The 22,381-nt window shown below is 69.5% G+C and carries 19 protein-coding genes and 1 tRNA gene; 11 read left to right on the top strand and 9 right to left on the bottom strand.

Translation table 11 applies throughout. From position 1 onward, the window contains the following. Nucleotides 1-5: 5 nt before the first annotated feature. The 3 genes from AW274_RS21800 to AW274_RS21790 form a co-directional block, all read right to left on the bottom strand. Entirely contained in the window at nucleotides 6-491 is a 486-nt protein-coding gene (locus AW274_RS21800) for a hypothetical protein (protein ID WP_062435608.1), read from the bottom strand. A 97-nt stretch (nucleotides 492-588) separates the two neighbouring features. After that, nucleotides 589-1,197 (bottom strand): DUF6461 domain-containing protein, encoded by a 609-nt coding sequence (locus tag AW274_RS21795; protein ID WP_157520652.1) that lies wholly within the window; start codon nucleotides 1,195-1,197, stop codon nucleotides 589-591. A gap of 10 nt (nucleotides 1,198-1,207) precedes the next feature. After that, nucleotides 1,208-2,074 carry a LysR substrate-binding domain-containing protein gene (locus AW274_RS21790; protein ID WP_062435602.1) on the bottom strand — a complete coding sequence of 289 codons (867 nt, stop codon included), beginning with the start codon at nucleotides 2,072-2,074 and terminating at the stop codon, nucleotides 1,208-1,210. A 239-nt stretch (nucleotides 2,075-2,313) separates the two neighbouring features. Between AW274_RS21790 and AW274_RS21785 the strand changes: the two genes are divergently transcribed. From AW274_RS21785 to AW274_RS21755, 7 genes are all read left to right on the top strand, one after another. After that, the gene (locus tag AW274_RS21785) at nucleotides 2,314-2,553 is read left to right on the top strand and encodes a hypothetical protein (protein ID WP_062435598.1); all 240 of its coding nucleotides are present in this window, start codon (nucleotides 2,314-2,316) and stop codon (nucleotides 2,551-2,553) included. Continuing rightward, entirely contained in the window at nucleotides 2,550-4,502 is a 1,953-nt protein-coding gene (locus AW274_RS21780; RefSeq protein ID WP_062435596.1) for a TOMM precursor leader peptide-binding protein, read from the top strand. Before AW274_RS21785 ends, AW274_RS21780 begins: the two co-directional genes overlap by 4 nt. An 11-nt stretch (nucleotides 4,503-4,513) precedes the next feature. Next, nucleotides 4,514-5,962, top strand: a complete 1,449-nt coding sequence (locus tag AW274_RS21775) for a SagB family peptide dehydrogenase (RefSeq protein WP_062435593.1) — start codon at nucleotides 4,514-4,516, stop codon at nucleotides 5,960-5,962. 59 nt (nucleotides 5,963-6,021) lie between these two features. Next, the gene (locus AW274_RS21770; RefSeq protein ID WP_062435589.1) at nucleotides 6,022-8,199 is read left to right on the top strand and encodes a sensor histidine kinase; all 2,178 of its coding nucleotides are present in this window, start codon (nucleotides 6,022-6,024) and stop codon (nucleotides 8,197-8,199) included. Nucleotides 8,200-8,289: 90 nt separating this feature from the next. Next, nucleotides 8,290-8,901 (top strand): response regulator transcription factor, encoded by a 612-nt coding sequence (locus tag AW274_RS21765; protein ID WP_157520648.1) that lies wholly within the window; start codon nucleotides 8,290-8,292, stop codon nucleotides 8,899-8,901. A 69-nt stretch (nucleotides 8,902-8,970) separates the two neighbouring features. Beyond that, the gene (locus AW274_RS21760; RefSeq protein WP_232320223.1) at nucleotides 8,971-10,173 is read left to right on the top strand and encodes a lamin tail domain-containing protein; all 1,203 of its coding nucleotides are present in this window, start codon (nucleotides 8,971-8,973) and stop codon (nucleotides 10,171-10,173) included. Between the two features lie 35 nt (nucleotides 10,174-10,208). Continuing rightward, the gene (locus AW274_RS21755; RefSeq protein ID WP_062435583.1) at nucleotides 10,209-10,826 is read left to right on the top strand and encodes an HD domain-containing protein; all 618 of its coding nucleotides are present in this window, start codon (nucleotides 10,209-10,211) and stop codon (nucleotides 10,824-10,826) included. Here the strand turns inward: AW274_RS21755 and AW274_RS21750 are convergent. The 4 genes from AW274_RS21750 to AW274_RS39380 form a co-directional block, all read right to left on the bottom strand. After that, a complete protein-coding gene (locus AW274_RS21750) occupies nucleotides 10,804-11,844 on the bottom strand; it encodes a hypothetical protein (RefSeq protein WP_062435580.1) in 1,041 nt (346 codons plus the stop codon). The genes AW274_RS21755 and AW274_RS21750 overlap by 23 nt on opposite strands. Before the next feature lie 41 nt (nucleotides 11,845-11,885). Beyond that, complete coding sequence (locus AW274_RS21745; protein WP_157520645.1) at nucleotides 11,886-13,325, bottom strand: hypothetical protein; 1,440 nt, start codon at nucleotides 13,323-13,325, stop codon at nucleotides 11,886-11,888. Between the two features lie 168 nt (nucleotides 13,326-13,493). Continuing rightward, nucleotides 13,494-13,570 (bottom strand) — tRNA-Lys (locus AW274_RS21740). A gap of 52 nt (nucleotides 13,571-13,622) precedes the next feature. Continuing rightward, complete coding sequence (locus AW274_RS39380) at nucleotides 13,623-14,264, bottom strand: hypothetical protein (RefSeq protein ID WP_083974628.1); 642 nt, start codon at nucleotides 14,262-14,264, stop codon at nucleotides 13,623-13,625. 317 nt (nucleotides 14,265-14,581) lie between these two features. Here AW274_RS39380 and AW274_RS21730 point away from each other — a divergent pair, with 317 nt between their 5' ends. Continuing rightward, on the top strand, nucleotides 14,582-15,181 hold the full coding sequence (locus AW274_RS21730) for a TetR/AcrR family transcriptional regulator (protein WP_062435575.1): 600 nt from the start codon (nucleotides 14,582-14,584) through the stop codon (nucleotides 15,179-15,181). Nucleotides 15,182-15,289: 108 nt separating this feature from the next. Then, nucleotides 15,290-17,656, top strand: coding sequence for a glycoside hydrolase family 6 protein (locus AW274_RS42685; protein ID WP_062435573.1), 2,367 nt, complete (start codon nucleotides 15,290-15,292; stop codon nucleotides 17,654-17,656). Nucleotides 17,657-17,712: 56 nt separating this feature from the next. Here the strand turns inward: AW274_RS42685 and AW274_RS21720 are convergent, their stop codons facing one another. Continuing rightward, a complete protein-coding gene (locus AW274_RS21720; protein ID WP_062435571.1) occupies nucleotides 17,713-18,831 on the bottom strand; it encodes a PP2C family protein-serine/threonine phosphatase in 1,119 nt (372 codons plus the stop codon). A 131-nt stretch (nucleotides 18,832-18,962) separates the two neighbouring features. Further along, nucleotides 18,963-20,522 carry a trypsin-like serine peptidase gene (locus AW274_RS41415; protein WP_063813533.1) on the bottom strand — a complete coding sequence of 520 codons (1,560 nt, stop codon included), beginning with the start codon at nucleotides 20,520-20,522 and terminating at the stop codon, nucleotides 18,963-18,965. A gap of 305 nt (nucleotides 20,523-20,827) precedes the next feature. On the opposite strand from AW274_RS41415, the gene AW274_RS21710 reads away from it, so the two are divergent. Continuing rightward, nucleotides 20,828-21,253, top strand: coding sequence for an ATP-binding protein (locus AW274_RS21710; protein WP_062435568.1), 426 nt, complete (start codon nucleotides 20,828-20,830; stop codon nucleotides 21,251-21,253). Nucleotides 21,254-21,340: 87 nt separating this feature from the next. Beyond that, a complete protein-coding gene (locus tag AW274_RS21705; protein WP_157520642.1) occupies nucleotides 21,341-22,381 on the top strand; it encodes a hypothetical protein in 1,041 nt (346 codons plus the stop codon).

The raw sequence follows: 22,381 nt of genomic DNA, 5'->3' as shown, positions 1-22,381 counted from the left end.
TCGCTTTACGGCTCGCCGAAGCCGAAGTTGTCGTGCACGACGTTCGACCTCTTGGTCATGCGCGAATAGCCGGGCGCCTCAAAGATGATCTTCGTGTAGATCTCGTCGCCGAAGTCGAACGGCGGCTTGTCGTCCTCGTCGAGGTAGTTCACGCACGACAACTTCAGGTCGGACACGATGAACAGCCCGCCCCCGTTCCGATCGGAGATCGCGCTCAGGCTCGCCTTCGGCGCCTTGTAGACGCGGTTGTCGTAGATCGGGTCCTCGGCCCAGACCTCCACGCGCGCCGTAGCGCCGTTGTCGACCAGATATTGAGCCTGGGCGTTGGTCATGCCGACCTTGCCGACGGTGAGCACCCGGCACTCGCTGCCGCTCCCCGTGATGGTCAGCCGGGCGGTCAGCTTGCCGGCCTCGTCGGCCGCGAGGGCGGGGGCGGTCAGGGCGATCACGGTGACGCCGAACGCGGCGACCGCGCTTCTGAAGGAGGTCATGCCCCACGGTCGGCCGGTCGGCTTGCGACGGGCTTGACACCCGGCGACCGAACCACCCGATCACCGCCCTGACCTGCTCCTACGTGGCGGGCCACTCTCATTGGGCCACTTCGGGACGGGGGATGCGGCCGGCGACGAACTCCAGGCCGTCGAGCATTGGAGGGGTCAGCGTGATGCCGGTGAGGTCTTCGGCCCACGTGAAGACCGGGCCGTTGTTGATCTCCGGCCGGTCGGGGAACATCGTGTCGGAGCGGGCCAGGATCGCGGCGAACGATTCCGGCACCACGTCCCATCCCGCCGGCATGTTCGTGTCCGGGTCGCCGCTGATGAAGCCGTCCTCACCGTAGAAGCCGAACTCGATCCGGCCGTCTTCGACCCAGCGGAACTCGTAGATCCCCGTGATCTCCTGCAGATAGTGGGAGACCACCCGGCCGTTCAGGGACAAGGGCTGGATGATCTCGTTGATGACGCCGATCATGTGGTCGTCGACGGCCAGCGTCCAGTCGCCGATGGCGGTCACGGCCAGGAACGGCAGGGGCTTGTTCCGGCTGTAGCAGTTCCACGCCATGTCTTCGAAGCTCATGGGCGTGAAGGCCGCGATGTCACCACCCCAGCGGGCGACGAGGTCGGCGGGGGAGACGCCCCTGACATAGGTGAAAGTGATTCCGTCGGCCGACTCTGCCAGTTCGCGATACACGGCCCTCATGATCGCAGCATCAGGCGAACGGATAGTCCCGCAGCGCCTGCTGAATGGCGCGTTCCGCGATCGGCACGTATTCGGAATCGGTCGCATTCGCGGAAAGGGCCACGGTCACCGGCAGCGGGCCCGGAGCCGACGGGAGCGCGTTGCTCGCCGCGCGCGGCAGCCCCCACAACTCGTCGCCGTTGGCGACCAGGCAGGCGACCCCCAGCCCCGCTTTGGCGGCGGAGCGCAGCCCGACGAGTTCCGGCCCCTCGTAGGCCACCCGCCACGGCACCTCCGAGGCGTCGAGGGCGTCGACGATGCGCCGCCGCAGCGTGCACGGCTCGGTGAAGAGGGTCAGCGGGAGCGCGGCGCCCTCGCCGTGGGCCGGGCGGCCGAACCAGTCCATGCGCATCTCGCCCAGCTGGTGGGCGGGCGCGGAGACCGGCTCCGACTGGAGCAGCAGGGCCAGGTCGAGCTGCCCCGACGCCACCTGGTTCTCCAGCGACTCGCTCAACCCCGTCTGCACCCCGACCTGCACGTGCGGCAGACCCCGGTTCAGCAGCCGCAGGATCTCCGGCAGCGCCTCGGCGAGCTGGTTGACCACCCCGATCGTCAGCCGCGCCGTGCCCGACGGGGGCACGAACCGGCCCACCGCCTCGTCGTTCAGCGCGACGATCCGGCGGGCGTACCCGAGCAGTTCCTCGCCCTCGGTGCTCAGCTCCAGGCTGCGCCCGGTCGAGGTGAAGATGGGCCCCTTCACGAGACCGCCGAGCTGACGGATCTGCTGGCTCACCGCCGGCTGGGTCACGTGCAGCGCCTCGGCCGCCTTACGGAACCCGCCGAGCTCGACCACGGTCACCAAAGCCCTCAGCCGATTGATTTGCAGATCGTGATACATGCGGTTTCCCTCAATAAGGCAGATGGACGCCTGACGGCGTACGCGTGTCGATGTCCCGGACCGTCCCGGGCCGCGGCCTCCGGGGCCGGCGGATTCGAATACGATTCACGCGGCTCAGCCTAGAAGCGCTTACATCGCCGGGTCTTCATTCGGTTTCACGACCCCGATGTGAAAATCTCACACCCGGCTCGTGAATCGATGACTAGGGCCATCCGGCCCCTCTCCGGAGAATCGAATGCATGACCACGATGACTCACGCAGACGAAGACTGGCGTTTCGCCGAACTGGTGATGCGCGCGTGGACGGAACCCGAGCTGGCCGCCCGCTACGAAGACGACCCGGCCGGCACCCTGGCCCAGTTCGGCATCGACCTCGGCGCCGACGAGGCGCCCCCGCTGTCGGCGGGCGGTGACCCCCTGCACATCGCCGACCTGACCAAACCGTCCCTCACGTCGGCGAAATGGACGTATTGCGGATGAAAGTCGGATTCAAGCGGCACTGGCGGGCGCTGACCGTGCCCGGTGACGGGGTCTACCTGACCTCGGCGCGGGCCACCGTCGCGTTGCACGGCGACCACATCGAGGAGGTCGCCCCGCTGCTCGACGGCAGTCACGACCTGGCCGGGCTGCACGAGCGCACCGGGCTCGGCGCGGCCGACCTCGGGCGGCTGCTCGGGCGGCTGGCCGAGGCCGATCTCGTCGCGCCGCAGCCCGACGACGACGGCGTGCCGCCCGAGGTCGCCGCCTACTGGGACCTGGCCGGGCTGGACGTGCCGGCCGGCACGGTCGAGGTGGTCGGGCGCTCTCCGCTCGTCGAGCGGGCGCTGGCCGACCTGGGGTTGCGCGAAGGGACCGGCGGGCCCGTCGTGGTGGTCTGCGACGACTACCTCGACCCCGTGCTGGCCTCGGTCAACGCCGATCGGCTGGCCGACGGGCGGCCGTGGCTTCCCGTCGCCGTCAACGGGCCCGACCTGTGGATCGGGCCCGGGTTCCATCGAGACGACTCGGCCTGCTGGGAGTGCCTGGCGGCCCGGTTGCGGATCCGGCGGCAGGCGCCGCTCGGGCTCGCGCCGCGCGCCGCGCTGCCGCTCACGTCGTCGGTCGGCGCCCAGCTCGCGGCCCTGCAGGTCGCGCGGTGGCTGGCCGGCCGGCGGCTCGACACGCTGTGGACGTTCGACCCGCTCACCCTGGAGGGCGCGCACCACCGGGTCACCCGAAGGCCGCAGTGCCCGGCGTGCGGCGACCCCTTGGTGCGGAGCGCGCCGGTCGAGATCACGTCCAGGCCCAAGAAGCACGCCCACCGGGCGGCCGGGCTCCAGGAGACCTGGGACCGGTACGTCCACCTCACCGACCCCGTCACCGGCGTGGTCGACCGGGTGCGCCGCGATCCGCGCGCGCCCGGGTTCCTCCACAGCTACCTGTCCGGCCGCAACCTGGCGCTGCCCGTCTCCGGGCTGCGGGCCAACAGCGGCGGCAAGGGCGGCACCCCGATGGAGGCCAAGGTGGGCGCGCTCTGCGAGGCGGTCGAACGCTACTGCGGTTCCCGGCTCGGCGAGGAGCACGTCGTCCACGACTCCTACCGGGGGCTGGGCGAAGCGGCCGTGCACCCCGACGACGTGCTGCTCTACGACGCGCGCCAGCGGGCCCCCTTCGACGAGACCGCCGTGACCGAGTGGACGCCCCTGTTCACGCTCGACGGCCGCAGGCGTTACCTGCCGACCGATCTGCTCTACTTCACCGAGGGCGGCCAGGCCGACTCCAACGGCAACGCCGCCGGTTCGTCGATCGAGGCCGCGATCCTGCAGGGCTTCCTCGAACTGGTCGAACGCGACGCGGTCGGCATCTGGTGGTACAACCGCACCCGACAGCCGGAGGTCGTGCTCGACGACCCGTGGACCGCCGCGCTGCGCGACGACTACGCGGGGCTGGGCCGCGACGTCCACGTCCTCAACCTGACCACCGACCTGGGCATCCCGGCCATGGCCGCGGTGTCGACGAAGGACGGCGAGGAGGTCATGCTGGGCTTCGGCGCGCACTTCGACCCCGCGACCGCCGCCCGCCGCGCGCTCACCGAGCTCGGCCAGCTGCTGCCGGCCGCCCGGGACATCGACATGCGCCCGTGGTGGGGGCGGGTGTCGGCCCGCAGCCATCCGTGCCTGCTGCCCGACGGGGTGACGGCGCCGCATCCGTACACCCCGAACGACGATCTCAAGAACGACATCGACCTGATCAGGCCCTTCGACCCGTTGATCCTCGACCAGACCCGGCCCGACATCGGGGTGCCGGTGGTCAAGGTCGTCGTGCCGGGGCTGCGGCATTTCTGGCCGCGGTTCGCCCCGGGGCGGCTGTTCGACGTCCCGGTGGCACTGGGGCGGCTCGACCGGCCGACCGCCTACGACGACCTGAACCCGGTCGCCCTGTTCATGTGAGAGGAGCCGACATGCACGACTCGCTCCCCCCGTTCCCCCTGTGGTCGTTCCGCGAGGACGTCTTCGTCGAACCCGACCCGGACCAGGGTGTGATCGTCGTGCACTCGCGCTGGGAGGACACCGTCCTCCCGATGCCCGCGCCGGCCGTCGTGGAGGCGCTGCGCCGGATGAGCCTGGGGCCGATCTCGCTCGGCAACGTCATCAGGTCGGACGCGGACCGGCAAGCCCTCGGCGTGCTGCTCGACCGGCTCGGACATCTGATCGTGCGGTCGTTCGGCGTCGACCGGGAGCAGCCGCTCATCTCGGTCGTGCCGCTCACCCCGCAGGCGGGCTTCCGGCTGCCCGACCGGCCGCCGGTCCATCCGGTCAGGTTGTCGCGGTTCGCCGTGCTCACCACCGACGGCGGCAACTACCTGCTGGAGTCGCCGCTGTCGCACCATCGGGTGATCCTGCACCGCGCCGACGCGATCGGCCACCTGGGCACGCTGATGCGCCCGGCCCTGGCCGCGGACGCCGGGCCGGAGACCCGGTCGGTGATCTCCTACCTGATGGCGGCCGGCATGGTCGTCGAGGCCGTCGGCGGCGACCCGTTCCAGCGGGTGGAGTTCGCCGAAGACCACGATCCCGCGCTGACCGCGTGGACCCCGATCGACCTGATGTTCCACACCCGCTCCACGCTGGGCCGCCACGACCAGGACTTCGGCGTGACCTATCCGCTCGGCGAGCACGGCAGCGTCGAGCCGGTCGTGAAGGAGGCGGCCGACGGCATCGCGCTGCCCCGCCCGTCGTGGGACGACCTGGCCGCCGACCCGCCCTTCTCCGCCGTCGCCGAGGCCCACCGGCCGGCGCAGACCTTCTCCGGTGAGGCGATGACCCTGACCGACCTGGGGGCGCTGCTCTACCGGACCGCCCGGGTCCGGTCGCTGACCGGCTCCCCGTCGACCGAGGCGACCGCCACCACGAGCGACCGTCCGCATCCGACCAGCGGCGACTGCCACGAGCTGGAGCTCTACGCCGTCGTCGATCGGTGCGCCGGGCTGGCGCGCGGGGTCTACCACTACGACCCCTACCGGCACGCCCTGAACCCGCTCGACGGCGACCCCGACGAGCTGCTCGTCTCGGCCAACCTGGCCTCCCCGCCGCCGGTGCTGCTGATGGTCACCGCGCGGTTCCGGCGGTTGTCGTGGAAGTACAACGGGCTCGGCTACTCGCTCGTGCTCACCGACGCGGGCGCGCTGGTGCAGACCTTGTCGCTGGTCGCGACCGCGCTGGGGCTGGCCGGGCGCCGTCTCGACGGGCCGGACATCGAGGCGTCGGCGCAGGTGTTCGGGCTCGACTGGCGGACCGAGTCGAGCGTGTGCGGCTACGCCGTCGGCCACGCCGGGACCGGCTTCACCGGCGACGGCTATCCGGTCAACGACGCCGAGTGGCCGATGCTGGCCGCCGCACTTCTCGCATAAGCCGACATTTCCCGGTAAGTGAGGGCTCCGTGGTGTCGTTAGGGATACGCCCCGTACTGATGGCGCGTGGCGTCATCGGCGCCGTGCTGTTCGGCTACACCTTCAACGCCCTGATGTTCGTCTGGGACGAGGGCCTGCGCGGATGGTCGCTCGGCGCGTTCGCGGCCTGCCTGCTCCTGGGCTTCGGGCTCCAGCTCGTCCACTCGACCCGCGACGTGTTGTCGTGGCGGGCGCCGCTGAAGGCGGCGACGTTGTCGGCGCAGGCCGTCGTCACGTTCGCGCCGTTCGCCTGGGCCGGTCCGCAGGCCGGGTCCCTCGCCGGGTTCCTCGCCGGTTCGATGCTGCTCGCCGTCGCGGGCCCGCTGCGCTGGGCACTGTACGCCGCCGTGCCCGCCGCCATGTCGCTCGCGCTCACCTGGACGGGCCTGGCGACCGTCGACGTCGTCTACGGCGCCTACTTCACCGCCCTGACGGGACTGATGGTCTACGGCGTGAGCTCGCTGGCGTCGCTGGCGCTGACCGTGCACGCCGCCCGGGGCGAGCTCGCCGGGGTGGCCGTCGCGCAGGAACGCCTGCGGGTGGCCCGCGACCTGCACGACCTGCTCGGCTACAACGTCTCGGCGCTGACCCTGAAGAGCGAGCTGGCCTACCGCCTGCTGCCCGCCTCGGCCGAACGCGCCCGCCGCGAACTGCGCGACGTGCTCACGCTGTCGCGCCAGGCGCTCGGCGACGTGCGGGTGGTCGCGGGCGGCAGCCGCCCGATGTCGCTGGCCGCCGAGGCGCGCTCGGCCGAGTCGATGCTGATCGCCGCCGACATGGACGTCGAGGTCCGGCTGGCCCCCGGCCCGCTGCCGGAGGAGGTCGACACCGTCCTGGCGATCGTGCTGCGCGAGGCCGTGACCAACGTGCTGCGGCACAGCAAGGCGCAGTACTGCCTGCTGGAGACCGCCCGCGAGGGCGACCGCGTCGTGTTGCGGGTGGTCAACGACGCCGCCGACGTCGGCGGCTCCGAGCCCGGCGGGGGCGCGGGCCTGGACAACCTGGCGGCCCGCGTCGAGGAGGCCGGGGGCGTCAGCACCACGACCCTCGACGGCGAGTGGTTCACCTTCACCGCCGAGGTCCCGGCCGCCGGTCCGGCCCCGCAGGCCGCCGACGACCCGGTGACGTGGACGTTCGCCCAGATCACCGGCCAGCCCTGGCACCTGCGGGTGGCCCGCACGATCGCCGTCGTCGTGCTGCTCGGCTACGGGGTGCTGATGGTCGTGAACGTGCTCGGCCGGCATCCCCAGGCGCTGAGCCTGCTGGAGTTCGCGCTGTGCGTGGCCGTGCTGGTCGGCGTCCAGATCGCCGTCTCCCTCGGCTTCCTGCGCCGGGCCGCGCTGCCGGTCCAGGCGGTCGCCACCTACCTGCCGCTGCTCTGGATCGGCGAACCGTGGGGTTCCATGGGCGGCTTCCTGGCCGGCACGGCGCTGATGGTGCTGCCGGGCGTGTGGCGCTGGGCCTGCTACGCCGCCGTCGGCGTCAGCGTGGCGGGCCTGTCGGTCGTCCAGGGCGACACGGGGGAGTGGACCGCCTACCTGGCCCTCTCGACCCTGCTGACCGGCCTGGTCGTGTACGGCATCGGCGAACTGTCCGGCCTCGTCGCCCAGGTCGACCAGGCCCGGGACGACCTCGCGCGCGGCGCGGTCACCCGGGAACGATTACGCGTCGCCCGCGAACTGCACGACCTGCTCGGCCACGACCTGGCCGCCATGACGGTCAAGAGCGAACGCGCCTACCGCCTGCTCCCGGGCTCGGGCGACCGGGCCCGCGCCGAACTCGCCGACGTCCTGGACGTCGCCCGCCGCGCCGTCGCCGACGTCAGATCCGTGGCCAGCGGCTACCGCCACATGAGCTTCACCGCCGAACTCGACTCCGCCCGCGCGACCCTGGCGGCGGCCGGGGTGTGTGTCCGCGACGGCGCCTGCGACGTCCCGGCGGAGGCCGACGCGATCCTCGCGGTCGTGCTGCGCGAGGCGGTGACGAACGTGCTGCGGCACAGCGCCGCGAGCTCCTGCGAGATCACCTTCGCCGACGGCTCGCTGACCGTCTGGAACGACGGAGTGGTCACGCTGATGGCCCCTGCCGAGCCCGGCACCGCCCTTGATGACCTGGCCGAACGCCTCGAATCCATCGGCGGTTCGTTGAAATATGAACGAAGTGCCGGGACGTTCCTTCTTAAAGCCGACATCCCATAATGACGTTCTGTCAAGAATGTCGGCATTGCCTATTCGCGTAACCTCGGTACAAGATTCATTTTGACCTTGTGGACCGGCCGGGGGAATGGCGTGCTGACGTTACGGATCCTCCTCGCCGAGGACGTGCGCATCGTCCGCGGCGCCCTGGCCGCCCTGCTGGAACTGGAACCCGACCTCACCGTCGTGGCCCAGGTCGGCAGCGGCGCCGACATCGTGCCGGCCGCCCTCGAACACCGCCCCGACGTGGCGATCCTCGACGTCGACCTGCCCGTCGTCGACGGCCTGTCGGCGGCCGAGGAACTGCACGCCAAACTCCCGTCGTGCCACACGCTCATCCTCACCGGCCTGGGCCGTCCGGGCACGCTGCGGCGGGCGTTGTCGGTCTCGGTGTCGGGCTTCCTGCTGAAGGACACCCCGTCGGAGCGCCTGGCGCAGGCGGTGCGGGAGGTGGCCGCCGGCCGCCGCATCATCGACCCGCAGCTGGCGCTGACCGCATGGGACGTCGGCGACATCCCCCTGTCGGGCCGCGAGATCCAGGTGCTCCGCCTGGCGGCCGGGGGAGCGGAACCCCCGGAGATCGCCGCGCAAATGCACGTTTCGGTCGGAACGGTACGAAACTATCTGACCAAAATCGTCACCAAACTCAACGCGAGAAACCGGGTGGACGCGATACGCATAGCCACGGAAGCGGGCTGGATCTGAATTCCCGCCCCGGTTATTCTCGCCACGGGGTGATAGGCGATGACATATACGCTATTGCGCGGCAATTTCGTGATCAGATATCCCGATCTCCCGCGCCAGGGCCCCGAGCCCGACGGTGACACGATCAAGTTCCTCCCCGACACGCCCGCGCTGATCGAGGCGCTCCCGAGGCCGTCGGGCGCCTCGCCCGACCTGAACCGGCGCGGCGTCTCGGTCCGCCTGGAGGCGATCGACGCCCTGGAGACCCACTTCGAGGAGACCCACCAGCGGCTCGACTGGGCCTACGCCGCCCGCGACCGGCTGCTGGCCCTGCTCGGCTTCACCGGCGTCGAGTTCTTCGACGACCTCCCGAACAAGGTGAAGCGCGCCGACCAGGACTCGATCAGCGGCCACGTCCTGACGAACGGCGTCGACGCCAACGGCCGCCTGATCGCCTTCGTCTACGGCGGCGCCACCGACACCCCCGACGGCGCGCCGATCTTCCTGACGCCCGACCTGGCCGACGCGTCGGCCAACCGCGCCCTGCTGGCCGAGGGCCTGGCCTACCCGGCCTACTACGCCACCCTGCCGGTCGACCTGCGCGACCACCTGGCGGGCGTCTCCCGCGCCGCCCGCCCCGCCACCGGCCTGTGGCCCCACGCCGACGGCCACCCCGGCAACCCCGCCACGGTCACCCCCGAAACGCTCGACGAGACCGTCATCTGGCCGAAGTTGTTCCGCCGCCTGGTGCCCTACTTCGCCGCCGGCTTCACCGGCTTCGACCAGTTCGACACCTGGCTGCGCGCCGACCCGGTCCACCGCGACGACGCCGTCTGGCTGATCGGCCGACGGGAACACGGCAACCTGCACGACGTCGTGCGCGCGTCGGGCGACCAGATCGAACTGACGGTCTGGCCCGAGGACTTCGTCATCGCCCCCGACCCGGCCACCGGCCCGACCACCCCGCCGACGGCGGTCACCGGCGACCTGGTGATCGTGGCCGCCCTGCCCAACCCGGCCGGCGCCGACGCGGGCGCCGAGAAGATCACCCTCTTGAACGTGACCCCCGGCCCGATCGCACTCGACGGCTGGCACCTGCGCGACACCTCGGGCAACCGGACGGCGTTGACGGGCCCGATCGAGGCGGGCGAGGTCAGGGTCGTGAAGGTGGGCTGGCTCAACAACGAGAGCGACTCGATCATGCTGGTCGGGCCGGACGACGTGGTGATCGACACGGTGACGTACAAGAAGGAGCAGGTCCAGACCGGCCGGACGATCGTCTTCGGCCGCTGACCTCGATCAACGTCGTCTAGGGTGGAGCCGTGGCCATGGACATGGGAATCCTGCGGCTCGTCGTGCGTGAGCTGGCGGTTCCGCCCTACCACGTGGCGCGGGTGTCGGTCGTCCCCGAGTCGGTCGACCGCCGCGAGAACGATGCGGAACACTCCTTCGCCCTCGGACTGGTCGCCGTCATCGTCGCTCCGCTCGTCGACGAGAAGCTCGATCAGGGACTGCTCGCCAAATACGCCCTCATCCACGACCTGCCGGAGATCTACTCCGGCGACGTGTCGGTCTACGCCGACGCGGGCGACCTCGACAAGAAGGAGCTGCGCGAAGAGGAGGCCAGGGAACGCATCCGGGCCGAGTTCGGCGACCGGTTCCCATGGCTGATCGACGACCTCTACCGCTACAAGAGGCTCGACGACGCCGAGAGCAGGTTCGTCTACGCGCTCGACAAGCTGCTTCCCCACATGACCACGCTGCTGGGCGACCGCCATCCCGTGCGGCCCACCTGGTCGGCCTACAAGGTGACGGAGGAGGTGGCCCGGCGCAAGATCACGGCCACCTTCCCCGCCTTGCTGCCGCTCTTTGACGAACTGTGCGAGGAGTTCGCCCGCCGCCCCGAGTTCTTCGCCGGCGGGGTCACTTCTCTCCCCGTGAGATGACGACGGTCGACAACGCCAGCAGCACCGCCCCGGCGACCGCCGGCAGCAGCCGCCACTCGAGGGCGACCCCGCTCCCCAGCACGGCCGGCAGCGCCACCAGGATCGCTCCCAGCCCGCTCGCCCCAAGCCGCAGCGCGAGCCGCGACCGCGACCGCCGCACGACCACCGGGAACCCGGCGTTGGTCGTCAGCCGGTCGGCCGAGAGTTTGACCGTCACCCGGGCCAGCGCGTCGAAACTGAGCACCGCCGGCTGGAGCCAGAACTCCACCGAGTCGTAGCGCAGCGCGACGTCATAGGAGTCGTCGGAGGAGATCCGCAGGTAGGTGCCGTCGGTGGCGCAGGTGAGCTGCTTGGGGCTCTCGGAGTAGTCGGCGGAGAAGAAGTTCACCCGGATCTTCACCGGCTGACGGTCGCTCACGCTCAGTTGTCCGGAGGCGTCGAACTTGATCGTCTTTCCGCTGGGGGTCCGGGGTGGTTCGACCCGGACGAAATAGGACTTGGCGAACTCGTCGTGCCGGGCCAGCCGCCGGGCCACGCCGAGCCACGACTGCGGATCGGTCCCGACGGGCTCGTGGCAGTGCAGGTCGGCGAACTGGCTCGCCGCCGGGAAGTAGTGCTGCCCGTTGCGCTGGATCAGCGTGTCGACGAACCGCTTGCCCGCTCCGCGGATCTCGGTTTCGGTCGTCGGAAACTCATCGAGGCTCGGATAGTCCTCCACCTGCAGCCGGAAGAGCACGACGTCGGCGACCGATTCGGCGCTCACCACGGTCGCGAAGCGCACGGGCACCATGAACGGGGCGTCGGTCTCGACGTCGGCCACGAACGCGAGCAGGCAGCGGGTGGTCACCACCGTGCCGTTGGCGATCTTCTCGCGGAGCCGGGGCGCCACGTATTCGGCGTCGTAGCGGAACTGGATGACGGCGCCTCTCGGCAGGGCCAGGGCGCTGAGGATGTCCTCGGCGTACCTCCGCCTGTGGTTGGACGAGAGGAGGAGAACCTGGGGGCGGTCGCCGGGCATGCTCGATTTCCTCATTTGAACGTAGAACGGGCGGCGTCACCCTAACGCCGGGGCCCGAGCCTGTCATCGAGATCGAGGAATCGCGGCCATACCCGATCGGTGGGCAACGCGTCGAGCGGCAGTCGTGAGATCGGCTCGTAATGGATTCCGCGGGCCCGTAATTCGTCGTGGGGGCCCGTGATGATCCGTTCGGCGTTTCCCTCGGCCTGGTCGCCGGTGAGGTCGATGACCGTCCGGCGGGGGTCGTTCCCCTCACCGATCTCGACCCAGCAGTGGTGGTCGACGTCGCCGACACCGGCCGCATCGAAGCTGAGCCGCCCGAAACAGTAGGTGGGCTCGACCCGGAGATCGGTGCGGAGCCTGCGGGCCAGCCATACCGACGCCACTCCGCACTGGCCGCGCGGGTCGGCCTCTCCCCGGGGGATCTCGAAATACTTCGGATGGGCGGTCGCGCCGGACCAGTGGTTCTCCAGCAGGGCGCGGTGTTCGCACAACCATTGACTCCAGCCGGCCGACGAGAAATCGATCGCGGGCGGATTGATGGGGTCGACCCGGGAATGGACCTCGGGCGGAATCTCCACCAATCCGTCCAGCGTCGCGACCTCGTCTTTGGCCGCCGTCGGCACGCCCAGGACCATCAGCACGTTGTTCGGGGTGTCGAGTCGCTGCGGGAACAGTTTCCGGGAAATGCGCCGGGTCTGGAAGAAACCCCTCTGATCATAGGCGTAGGTCACCGGTGACGACGCGATGGCGCGGAATCCGGCGGCCCGGAACGAACGGCCGTCGAAACCCAGCATGGGGTTGAAGGCCGTGATGACGAATCTGGTGTCCGACCTGTCCTTTATCGCGCGGACGGCCCGGCCGATGGTCAGGCTCATCAGATTGGCCGGGATGCCGGCCAGCCCGTGCATGCGGGTGAGCACGAGGATCTCGTGAGGGGCTGCGGCCAGGCCGTGGCCGGTCAGGGCGTCCATGACGTACTGCCGGTCGCAGCGTGAGAAGGCCACGTAGGTCAGGGGCATGGTCGCGCCCGGCAGGTGGAGCCCGAACTGGTAGAGGGTGTCGGCGCGCTCGCTGCGCAGGTAGTGCAACCGCGATTGGATCCGGTGTCCCACGGCGGGCTTCACGTCGTCGAAGCGCAGTGTGGTCCCGTAGTCGTCGGAGAAGGACAGGCTGAGGTCCTTGCGCACCTTCTCGACGTTGAGCAGCACTGACGCGTGCGCCTGGTACGCGGCCTCGCGCGCTGATTGATGTTCTTCGGCGGCCCTGACGATCGCGTGCACGCGAATCGCCTCGTAGGCCTTTTCCGGGGAACCGAGCGCCGCCCGGTCGAGGCGAGGCAGGTGCAGTCGCACCTGGATTTCGAACGTCCGGACGGGAACACCGATCGTGTCGGCGTCCTCTTCGATGTGTGGCTGTATCGCCGCGATGAAATTCTCGATATCGCGATCAGCCAATGGTGCGTTCATGGTGATGTACACATTCATCTCCCGTATCCGCCCACCGGACCACAGGATAGAACGCGTCCCCGACCGTGTCAGGACGATATTCGAATCACCAAGAATGGCACCCGGTATTACGGGCGGGAAATATGGGCGAGGCCTAACGCAGAAGAAGCCCAGATCAGTTTCCTGATCTGGGCTTCTGCTTGGTGCGCCGCCAGGGACTCGAACCCCGGACCCGCTGATTAAGAGTCAGCTGCTCTAACCAACTGAGCTAGCGGCGCCCGCGAGGAAGACTTTAGCAGCTCCGAGCCCCCCTACGCACATCGATAAGGCTCAGCTCTTCCACGCGCCGGTCGAGAACGGCACGGGCGCCGCCTTGAGGCCGATCCCGTCGCCCCACTTGGTGATGTGGTATTCGATCGGGATGTGGCCGAAGCCGCCGTTGTCCTTCACGGCCAGCGTCGACATGTCGAAGGTGCCGCCGGTCAGCTCGGCGAAGGTCTGCCCGTCGAGGTCGAGCATGACGCCGCGCGACGAGGGGTTGCCGGGGCCGCGGTCGCCGACGAAGAACGGCTTCTTCACGCCCTTGTAGACGACGTAGCCCTCGGTGCCGAGGGGCCAGCTGGGGGAGGCGGCCATGCCCTTCTGCATGGGCTTGCCGCTGGCGGGCAGGCCGGTGTCGCCGGCGCGGCCGGAGGAGTCGTCCCAGAAGTAGGAGGCGGTGGTCTTGCCGGTCAGCACGGCCGGCTTGACGAACGAGGGCTCCTTGATCGCGGGCTTGACCGCGGCGGGCGCCTTCGCGAGGGGCTTGACGACGGCCGCCGTCTGCGGGTGGATCCGGACGTGGTTCGCGTGCGGAGGTGCGGCCAGGGCGGTGGCGGCGCCGGTGGTGCCCAGTCCAAGGACGGCCAGGCCGGCGGCGGTGAGCGCGGTGGTCACGGTCTTGTTCTTCAGGATGCCTTTGAGGGCGTACATGAAAAAGGGAGATCTTTCCGTACGACGACAGGACTGCCACGCGTTCATCAGGGGTGGCGTGTCCGGTGGGCCCTGCGGGGCCGCTCCCGGATCCGAAGGTCAAGCGCTGTCTCGTGGGTTGGTCAGCACTTGGCAACGAAAGCGACACTAGCCACCAAACCATGACATGGCAAACCTAAGACAGTAAAACATCTCAGATAGCCATGAAACGCCCATAAATAAGGGGATTCCGTGGTCACGCGTGCCGTTTGCCCTCCCGTGACCGGTCAGGTGTTGGACTTGGAAACGGTAAGGAGCCGAGGGATCGGGAGCCCTGGATGGAAAGCCTGCTGCAGGGGGCCACACGGCTGTTCGCCGCGCTCGGGTACGACGCCACGACCTTGAAGCAGATCGCCGAGGCGACCGGGATCGACCCGGCCCAGGAGGGGTTCGGGGGGTCCAAGCGGGACCTTTACCTCGCCGTCATCGAGCGGGCCTCCCGGATCGAGACCGAGGCACTCGAAGGCGTCGTCAACGACATGATGGCGGCCGACCACATCACGGCCGCGGCGGCCGTGCACGAGATCGTCGACCGCTACATCGACTTCTGCGTCGCCAATCCCGAGTTCCCGGCCCTGTGGATCCACCGGTGGCTGTACGACGCGGCCGACCTCACCGGCCTGGAGCGGCAGTACTCCCAGCCGCTGATCACCATGACGACCTCGGTGCTCGAGCAGGCCGCCGAGGCCGGGTACATCGACGCCACGGCCGACATGGAGTACTGCGTGTGGACGCTGATCTGGTGCGTCCACGGGTTCGTCCAGGGCGGCGTGCTCGACGAGGGAGGCGACCGTCTGGGGGCCGAGAACCCCGAGGTGCTCGCCCGGTTCCGGCGGCACCTCCACCGGCTGGCCGCACGGACCCTGAATCTTTCATAGGCATCCTGGCCCGATCCCGCCGAACCACGAAACATCCTGTACACCTCGGCGAAACGAACTCATGTTGGGAGCGCTCCCAATCGTGTATGCCGAGGAGAAGAGAAAGCTATGGGACCCCGATTGAGTTCCTGGCGCAGAGCCGCCATGGCGGCGGCGGCAATGCTGCTGGCCGTCACCGGCCTCGCCGTCATGCAAACCCCGGCGGGCGCCGCAGTCGCCTGCCAGGTCACGTATGCCAAGCAGTGGGACAACGGCAGCGGTTTCGGCGCCAACATCACGATCAACAACCTCGGTGACGCGGTGAACCCGTGGCGGCTCACGTTCACGTGGCCGGGGAACCAGACGGTCCAGCAGGGATGGAACGGCACCTGGAGCCAGTCGGGCCAGAACGTGACCGTGGTCGCGCCCTCGTGGGGCGGCAGCCTGGGCTCCGGCCAGTCGGTGCAGATCGGCTTCAACGGCCAGGTCAGCGGAACCAACACCAACCCGACGTCGTTCTCGCTGAACGGCACGGTCTGCAACGGCCCGATCACCTCGCCGTCGCCGTCGGCGTCGCCGAGCCCCACGCAGCAGGCCCTGGTCGTGTCCCCGACCAGCGTGAGCGTGCCCGAGGGCGGCACCGCCACCTACTCGGTGCGCCTCCAGTCGCAGCCCAGCTCCAACGTGACCGTGACCACGAGCGCCGGTTCGGGTGACAGCAACCTGACCGCGACCTCCGGCACCAGCCTCACCTTCACCAGCAGCAACTGGAACACCCCGCAGAACGTGACCCTGGCTGCGGCGCAGGACAGCGACTCGACCAACGGCTCGCGTACCTTCACGGTCGCCTCCAGCGGTCTGACCAGCGTCAACGTCACCGCCACCGAGGCCGACGACGACGGCACGCAGACCCAGTCGCTGGTCGTCTCGTCGACCGCCGTGACCGTGCCCGAGGGCGGCACCGCCTCCTACACCGTCCGCCTCGCGGCCGCGCCGAGCGGCAACGTGACCGTGACCAACACGGCCGGCTCCGGTGACAGCAACATCACCGTCAGCTCGGGCGCCAGCCTGACGTTCACCACGTCGAACTGGCAGACCCCGCAGACCGTCACCCTCGCGGCGGCGCAGGACAGCGACCAGACGGCCGGCACCCGGCCGATCGTCGTCGCCTCCTCCGGCCTGACCAGCGTCACCGTCACCGCGACCGAGGGCGACGACGACATCTCCAACCCGGGCCGCGTCGACAACCCCTACGCGGGCGCGGCCGGCTACGTGAACCCCGACTGGTCGGCCAGCGCGGCCTCCGAGCCGGGCGGCTCGGCCGTGGCCAACACCTCGACCGCCATCTGGCTCGACCGCATCGCCGCGATCACCAGCGGTTCGGCCGGCAACAACAGCAAGGGTCTGCGTGACCACCTGGACCTGGCCGTCGCGCAGGACGCCGCCAACGGCTCCACGCCGGTGACCATCCAGGTCGTGATCTACAACCTGCCCAACCGTGACTGCTCGGCGCTCGCGTCGAACGGTGAGCTCAAGGTCGCGCAGGACGGTCTCAACCGGTACAAGACCGAGTACATCGACCCGATCGCCTCGATCATGTCCGACACCGCGTACCGCAACCTGCGCATCGTCGCCATCATCGAGATCGACTCGCTGCCGAACCTGGTCACCAACCTCAACCTGGCCGCCTGCCAGGAGGCCAAGAACTCCGGCGCCTACGAGCAGGGCGTGGCCTACGCCCTGAGCAAGCTGTACGCCATCCCGAACGTCTACAACTACGTCGACGCCGGCCACCACGGCTGGCTCGGGTGGGACTCCAACTTCGGCCCGTCGGCCGTGCTCTTCGGCAGCACCGCGGCCCTGGCCACCGGCGGCAAGGCCACCGTCCACGGCTTCATCACCAACACCGCCAACTACTCGGCCCTGGTCGAGCCCTACTTCTCCGTCAGCGGTTCGGTGAACGGCCAGCAGATCCGCTCCTCGCGGTGGGTCGACTGGAACTTCTACATCGACGAGTTGTCCTTCGCGCAGGCGTTCCGCACGCGGTTGATCCAGGAGGGCTTCTCCTCCAACATCGGCATGCTGATCGACACCTCGCGCAACGGCTGGGGCGGTTCGGCCCGCCCGACCGGGCCCAGCACGTCGACCGACCTGAACACCTTCGTCAACGCGTCCAAGGTCGACAGGCGCATCCACGCCGGCAACTGGTGCAACCAGAGCGGCGCGGGTCTGGGCGAGCGTCCGAGGGCCAACCCGGCCACCGGCATCGACGCCTACGTGTGGGTCAAGCCTCCGGGCGAGTCGGACGGCTCCTCCGAGGCCATCCCGAACAACGAGGGCAAGGGCTTCGACCGGATGTGCGACCCGACCTACGGCGGCAACGACCGTAACGGCAACAACGCCACCGGCGCTCTGGGCAACGCTCCGCTGTCGGGTCACTGGTTCTCGGCCCAGTTCCGTCAGCTGCTCGCCAACGCCTACCCGCCCCTCAGCTAGCCCCGAACGTCGTGGTCCCGCCGAGGTTGGGGGTCCTCCTCGGCGGGACCACGGCTCTACACCAGATCTATGCCGGGTTCCCGGCAGCGCATCAGCAACATGGCCGCGTCGTCGGTCGGCGGGCCGTCGATGTGGGCGATCAGGTCGCGGCGCAGGGACTCCAGCGCCGCCTCCGGGTCGTCGTCCTTGAGCAACGGGACCCGGTCGGCCAGCGGATAGAAACGGCCCAGGGCGTCGCGGGCCTCGATGACACCGTCGGTGTAGAAGAGGATCTGGTCGCCCGGTTCGAAGGTGATCGAGTAAGGCGCCGGCCCCTCGGGCCCCAGGACCGCCAGCCCCAGCGGGGGCACGTGGTCGTCGGGGTCGGCGAACTCGATCTCGCCGCCCGCCCTGACCACCAGCGGCGCCGGGTGGCCGTAGTTGAGGAGCGTCATGGTCGTCTCCTCGATGCTGAACTCGGCCAGCACCGCGGTGACGAACTCCTCGCCGGACAACCGCCGGTTGAGCGCCTTCTCCAGCCGGGCGCTGACCCCTTCGAGATCCTTCTCGTCGTGGGCGGCCTCGCGGAAGGCCCCCAGGACCAGCGCGGCCGTCTCGACCGCCTCCAGGCCCTTGCCCTGCACGTCGCCCACGATGACCCGGACGCCGGTGGGGGCGGTGACGACCTCGTACAGGTCGCCGCCGATGTGGGCCTCGGCCATGGCCGAGGTGTAGGAGACGGCCACCCGCATGTGCCCGGCGCGGCGGGGCACCGGCCGCAGCAGCACCCGCTGCGCGACCTCGGCCACCGACCTGACCTGGGCCAGTTCGCGTTCCCTGCGCCGCCGGCCGACCGTCGCCAGGGCGCTCGCCGCCGTCACGCCGGCGATCGAGCCCATGGTGATGTACGCCCTGCGCAGCTCCAGGTCGTTGTACGCCGCCAGCCCCATCGCCAGCACCAGCGCGGTCACCCCGACGAGCATGGTCCGCCGGATCCCGCCGGTGAGCGAGGCGAAGGCCGGCCCCACGGCGAGCAGGGGCAGGAACCCGATCTCGGGGCCCGTGCTCAGATCGAGCACCGACACGAGAAGCATCATCAGGAACGGCAACACCGCCAGAGCGAGCGCCGTGCGGGCCCCGGCCGCCCGGCGCCGCCCCTTGCCCGGACGGAACGCTCCGGTGAGGCGCAACGGCATCCGGCGAATCCCCTCTAATCCCGTCTGGTATGCGCTTGCGACCATACTTCACGATCCCGCCTGAGATGCGAAGTCACAAAAACGAGAGGCGCCCGCATCCCCCTGGATACGGGCGCTCCCTAAAACAGTGGCTACAGGATCGAGCCCGACCAGACGTTGGCCGCCTGCTTGTAGACGCCGTAGGTCTCGCCGTCGAAGTAGGCCGAGACGGAGGTGTCGATGCGCTTGTTGCCGTCACGGTCGGAGACCGCGATGGTCACGCCGTTCAGGTAGCCGAGGCGGCGGGTGTTCTTGTAGCCCGCCAGCCACGAGGAGCCGATGGCGCCCTGGCCGGTGAACGACGACTTGATGCCGACGAGTTCCTGGGCCTTGATCGCCGACGCCGACGCGGCGAAGGTCTTGCCGTACGACCACTTGAGGGTGTTGCCGGAGAAGACGCGGTTGCCGTCGGGGTGGGCGCCGCTCGGGTAGCCGAAGACGTAGTGGGCCTTGCCGAGCTTCTGGTTGTAGGCCAGGCCCTGGCCGCCGACGTTGTCGCCGAGACGGCCGACGTTCTCGACGCCGCGGACGATGTAGTGGTCCTTGAAGTAGGCCTCGGCCACCGAGGTCTTGACCCACTTCTTCACGAACCATTCCTTCTTGAAGAACTGGTTCTGCTCGGTCTTGCGCAGCACGCCCTTGAAGTTGGGGTCGGCCTTCAGCTTGTTGTAGGTCGCCTCGTCGATCGGGTATTCCTTGCCGGAATCCGGCCCGCACCAGGTCGGGCACTTCTCGCCGTTCTTCATGGCGTTGGTGCCGGTGGGGGCGGCGGCGTAGGCGGCCGGGCTGACCGATTCGGTGGTCAGCTTCACGCCGTCGACGCCGTCGGTGTAGTACTTCTCGGCCTCGGCCTGGGTGAACGACGCCTTCGGCGGGTCGACCGGGGAGGTCACGGGCGCGAGGGTCTTCTTCCAGTAGGGGCCGCCCTCGGTGTACTTGGCCTCGAACTCCTCCTTGGTGACGACCTCGGAGAGGATCTTCTTCTGGCCTTTCCACGCGTCATAGGCCTTTTTGTCCACCTCCTTGTCACCCGTGAGCTTGACGCCGTTGTAGACGGTGACGAACGCGTAGTTGCGGTCGCCGTCCTCGTAGACGTCGTAGTCGTAGTGGGTGTAGGCGGTCTTGCCGACGTAGATGCCCCAGGGGGTCTTGCCCTGGTAGTAGCCGGGCACGAAGACCCAGTTGTTCAGGACGGGCTTGTTGCTCTCGGTGTCGTAGACGCACTGGCCGGCGGTGGCCACGAGGTTGCGGTACTTCGACTGGAGCGAGGTGCCCGAGCACCAGTGGGGCTTGCCGTCGGCGCCCATGAAGAAGACCTTGCCGCTCGTGCGCGGCAGGTTCACGTTCTTCGAGGTGGAGGTCGACTTCTTCTCGTCGCCGATCGCGGGCACGGTGCCCGCCTTGGTGTCGGCGGTGGGGCCGCCCGTGGAGATGTGCTTGGCCGCGACCGTCGTCTCGACGTTGTAGGGGGTCGCGTCCTGGAGCTGCGCCTTGTCCCAGAAGTAGGCGATGGCCTGCGCCTCGCTGGAACCGGCCAGCACCTCCTTCTCGATGTACTGGGGGGCGGCTGCGGCGGGGCTCGCGACCAGCGCGGCGGCCAGCAGTCCGATGGATCCGGCGAAGGTGCTGCCGATGAGGAGGGTGCGCTGCACTGCGGGGGTCTCCCTTGCTCTGCCGTGGGACGTCACTCGCGCCCCATCCGTCAGTAAATGGATTGGCAAGGACGTTACATGTGACGATTCGGATAGAACCCCCTGGTCGTTATAACTGTGACCCAGATCACATTATTTTCATGGAACCGGATCTCGTTGGACACCGTCCAATTCGCCTGTCCAGCGGTAGATCATCGCGGCATGTAACAAGTTCGACGCCCGTGGTTCACAGGGGAGGTGTGGTGTCGTACCGTGGTAGATAGGTGGGAGCGCTCCCAAATCAGACGGTGAAGGAGGACGCGGGCATGAGTGTCCCTTTCGCCGTCACGGCGCTCGACGGGCTCGACGACTTCGAGACCTGGTCGGCCGAGTGCCTGCTCCCCGCCGTCGGCGCCAGCGTCGCCGAGGCCCGCCGCCTGGTGCGACGTGAACTCACCAGCCGGGGCTGCGCCTCCTTCGTCGACGACTGCCAGCTGATCGTCAGCGAGCTCGTCACCAACGCCGTCCGCCACGCGGGCACCGCCTTCGCGCTCCGCCTGCGCGGCACCCGCGAATGGGTCTACGGCGAGGTCTTCGACACCGGCACGATGCCGCCCCGCCCGCGCGAACCGCGCGACGACGCCACCGACGGCCGGGGCCTGCTGATCGTCGGCGCCCTGGCGGCGTCGTGGGGCCACGCGCCGGGTGCGCGGGGCGGCAAGATCGTCTGGTTCGTGCTGGGGGACTCCTAGGCACGGCTCCGAGCTCCAACCCATCCACCATCGCGCCGCAAGCCGGCCTCCGCAGGATGATCTCGATCCCTCCCGGAAGGACGAGACATGCGGTTATGGAGTGTCCTGGTGTCGCTGACGGCCGTGATACTGGCCGGCGCGCCGCCCGCTCAGGCGGAGACCCCGAACGCCACGGTGGCGGCCGTGGGAGCGCAACCCCCCTCGCACACCGGCTCCTGCCATCCCGAGCCGGCGCGCATCATCCTCAGCGCCACGATCACGGTCGACGGCCCCCGCACCGTCGCCTACCAGTGGGGCACCGGCCGCGTCGAGCAGGTGGTCTTCGCCGAGGCCGGATCGGCGACCGTGACCACCACGAAGACGCACCACTGGGGGAACGGGCCGACGTCCACGACCATCCGCCTGGTCGGCATCGGCGGCACGGCGACCGTCGCGTACACCCTGGCCTGCGACGAGCCCATGCCGCACGCGCCGGAGATCCAGCCGGCGGCCGAGCACCTCGGCCCCTGCGGAGCCGGCGTCGTGCACACGGCCACCGCGCGGATCACCTCGCCGATCGCGCAGACCGTCCGCTACCGGTGGATCACCACCGACGGCACGGACCTGCGGGGCGCCCAAGGGGTGCACGAGGTGGTCTTCGCCGAACCGGGCACCAAGAGCGTGAGCACTCCCTTCCATCGCCTGCCGGTCGCCAATCCGCTGGGGGCCGACTGGATCTCGGTGCGGATCGTCGGCCCCGAGACCCACGCCGACGCGGTGGACTGGGGGGCCTACCGCACGACGTGCGCAGGCGACCACCGCATCGGCGCCGACTTCGCCTCCCTGACCCGCACCGCCGGCACGTGCGCTCCGTGGACGCCGTTCACCTACCGGTTGGAGGGCTACGCCGAGAGCAACACCTCCGGACAGCTCACCTACGCCTGGTCCCGCTTCACCGAGGACGCCGTGTGGGTGCGTGAGCCGTGGAAGAACGTCATGATCACCTCCCCGGCGGGCGGCCGCGCGCCCGTGCACAAGGTGGTCGGTTCGAGGTTGGGCGACTCGGCCTCGTGGCGTCTGGAAGTGGTCGGCGTCGACGGCGTCGTCACGACGGTGAGCCGCGGATACCGGACCTGCGCCGTCGACTGA

This window comes from Herbidospora daliensis (assembly GCF_001570585.1).
In the GTDB taxonomy this organism is placed as follows: domain Bacteria; phylum Actinomycetota; class Actinomycetes; order Streptosporangiales; family Streptosporangiaceae; genus Herbidospora; species Herbidospora daliensis.
This window is presented reverse-complemented; position numbering and strand designations above follow the sequence as displayed.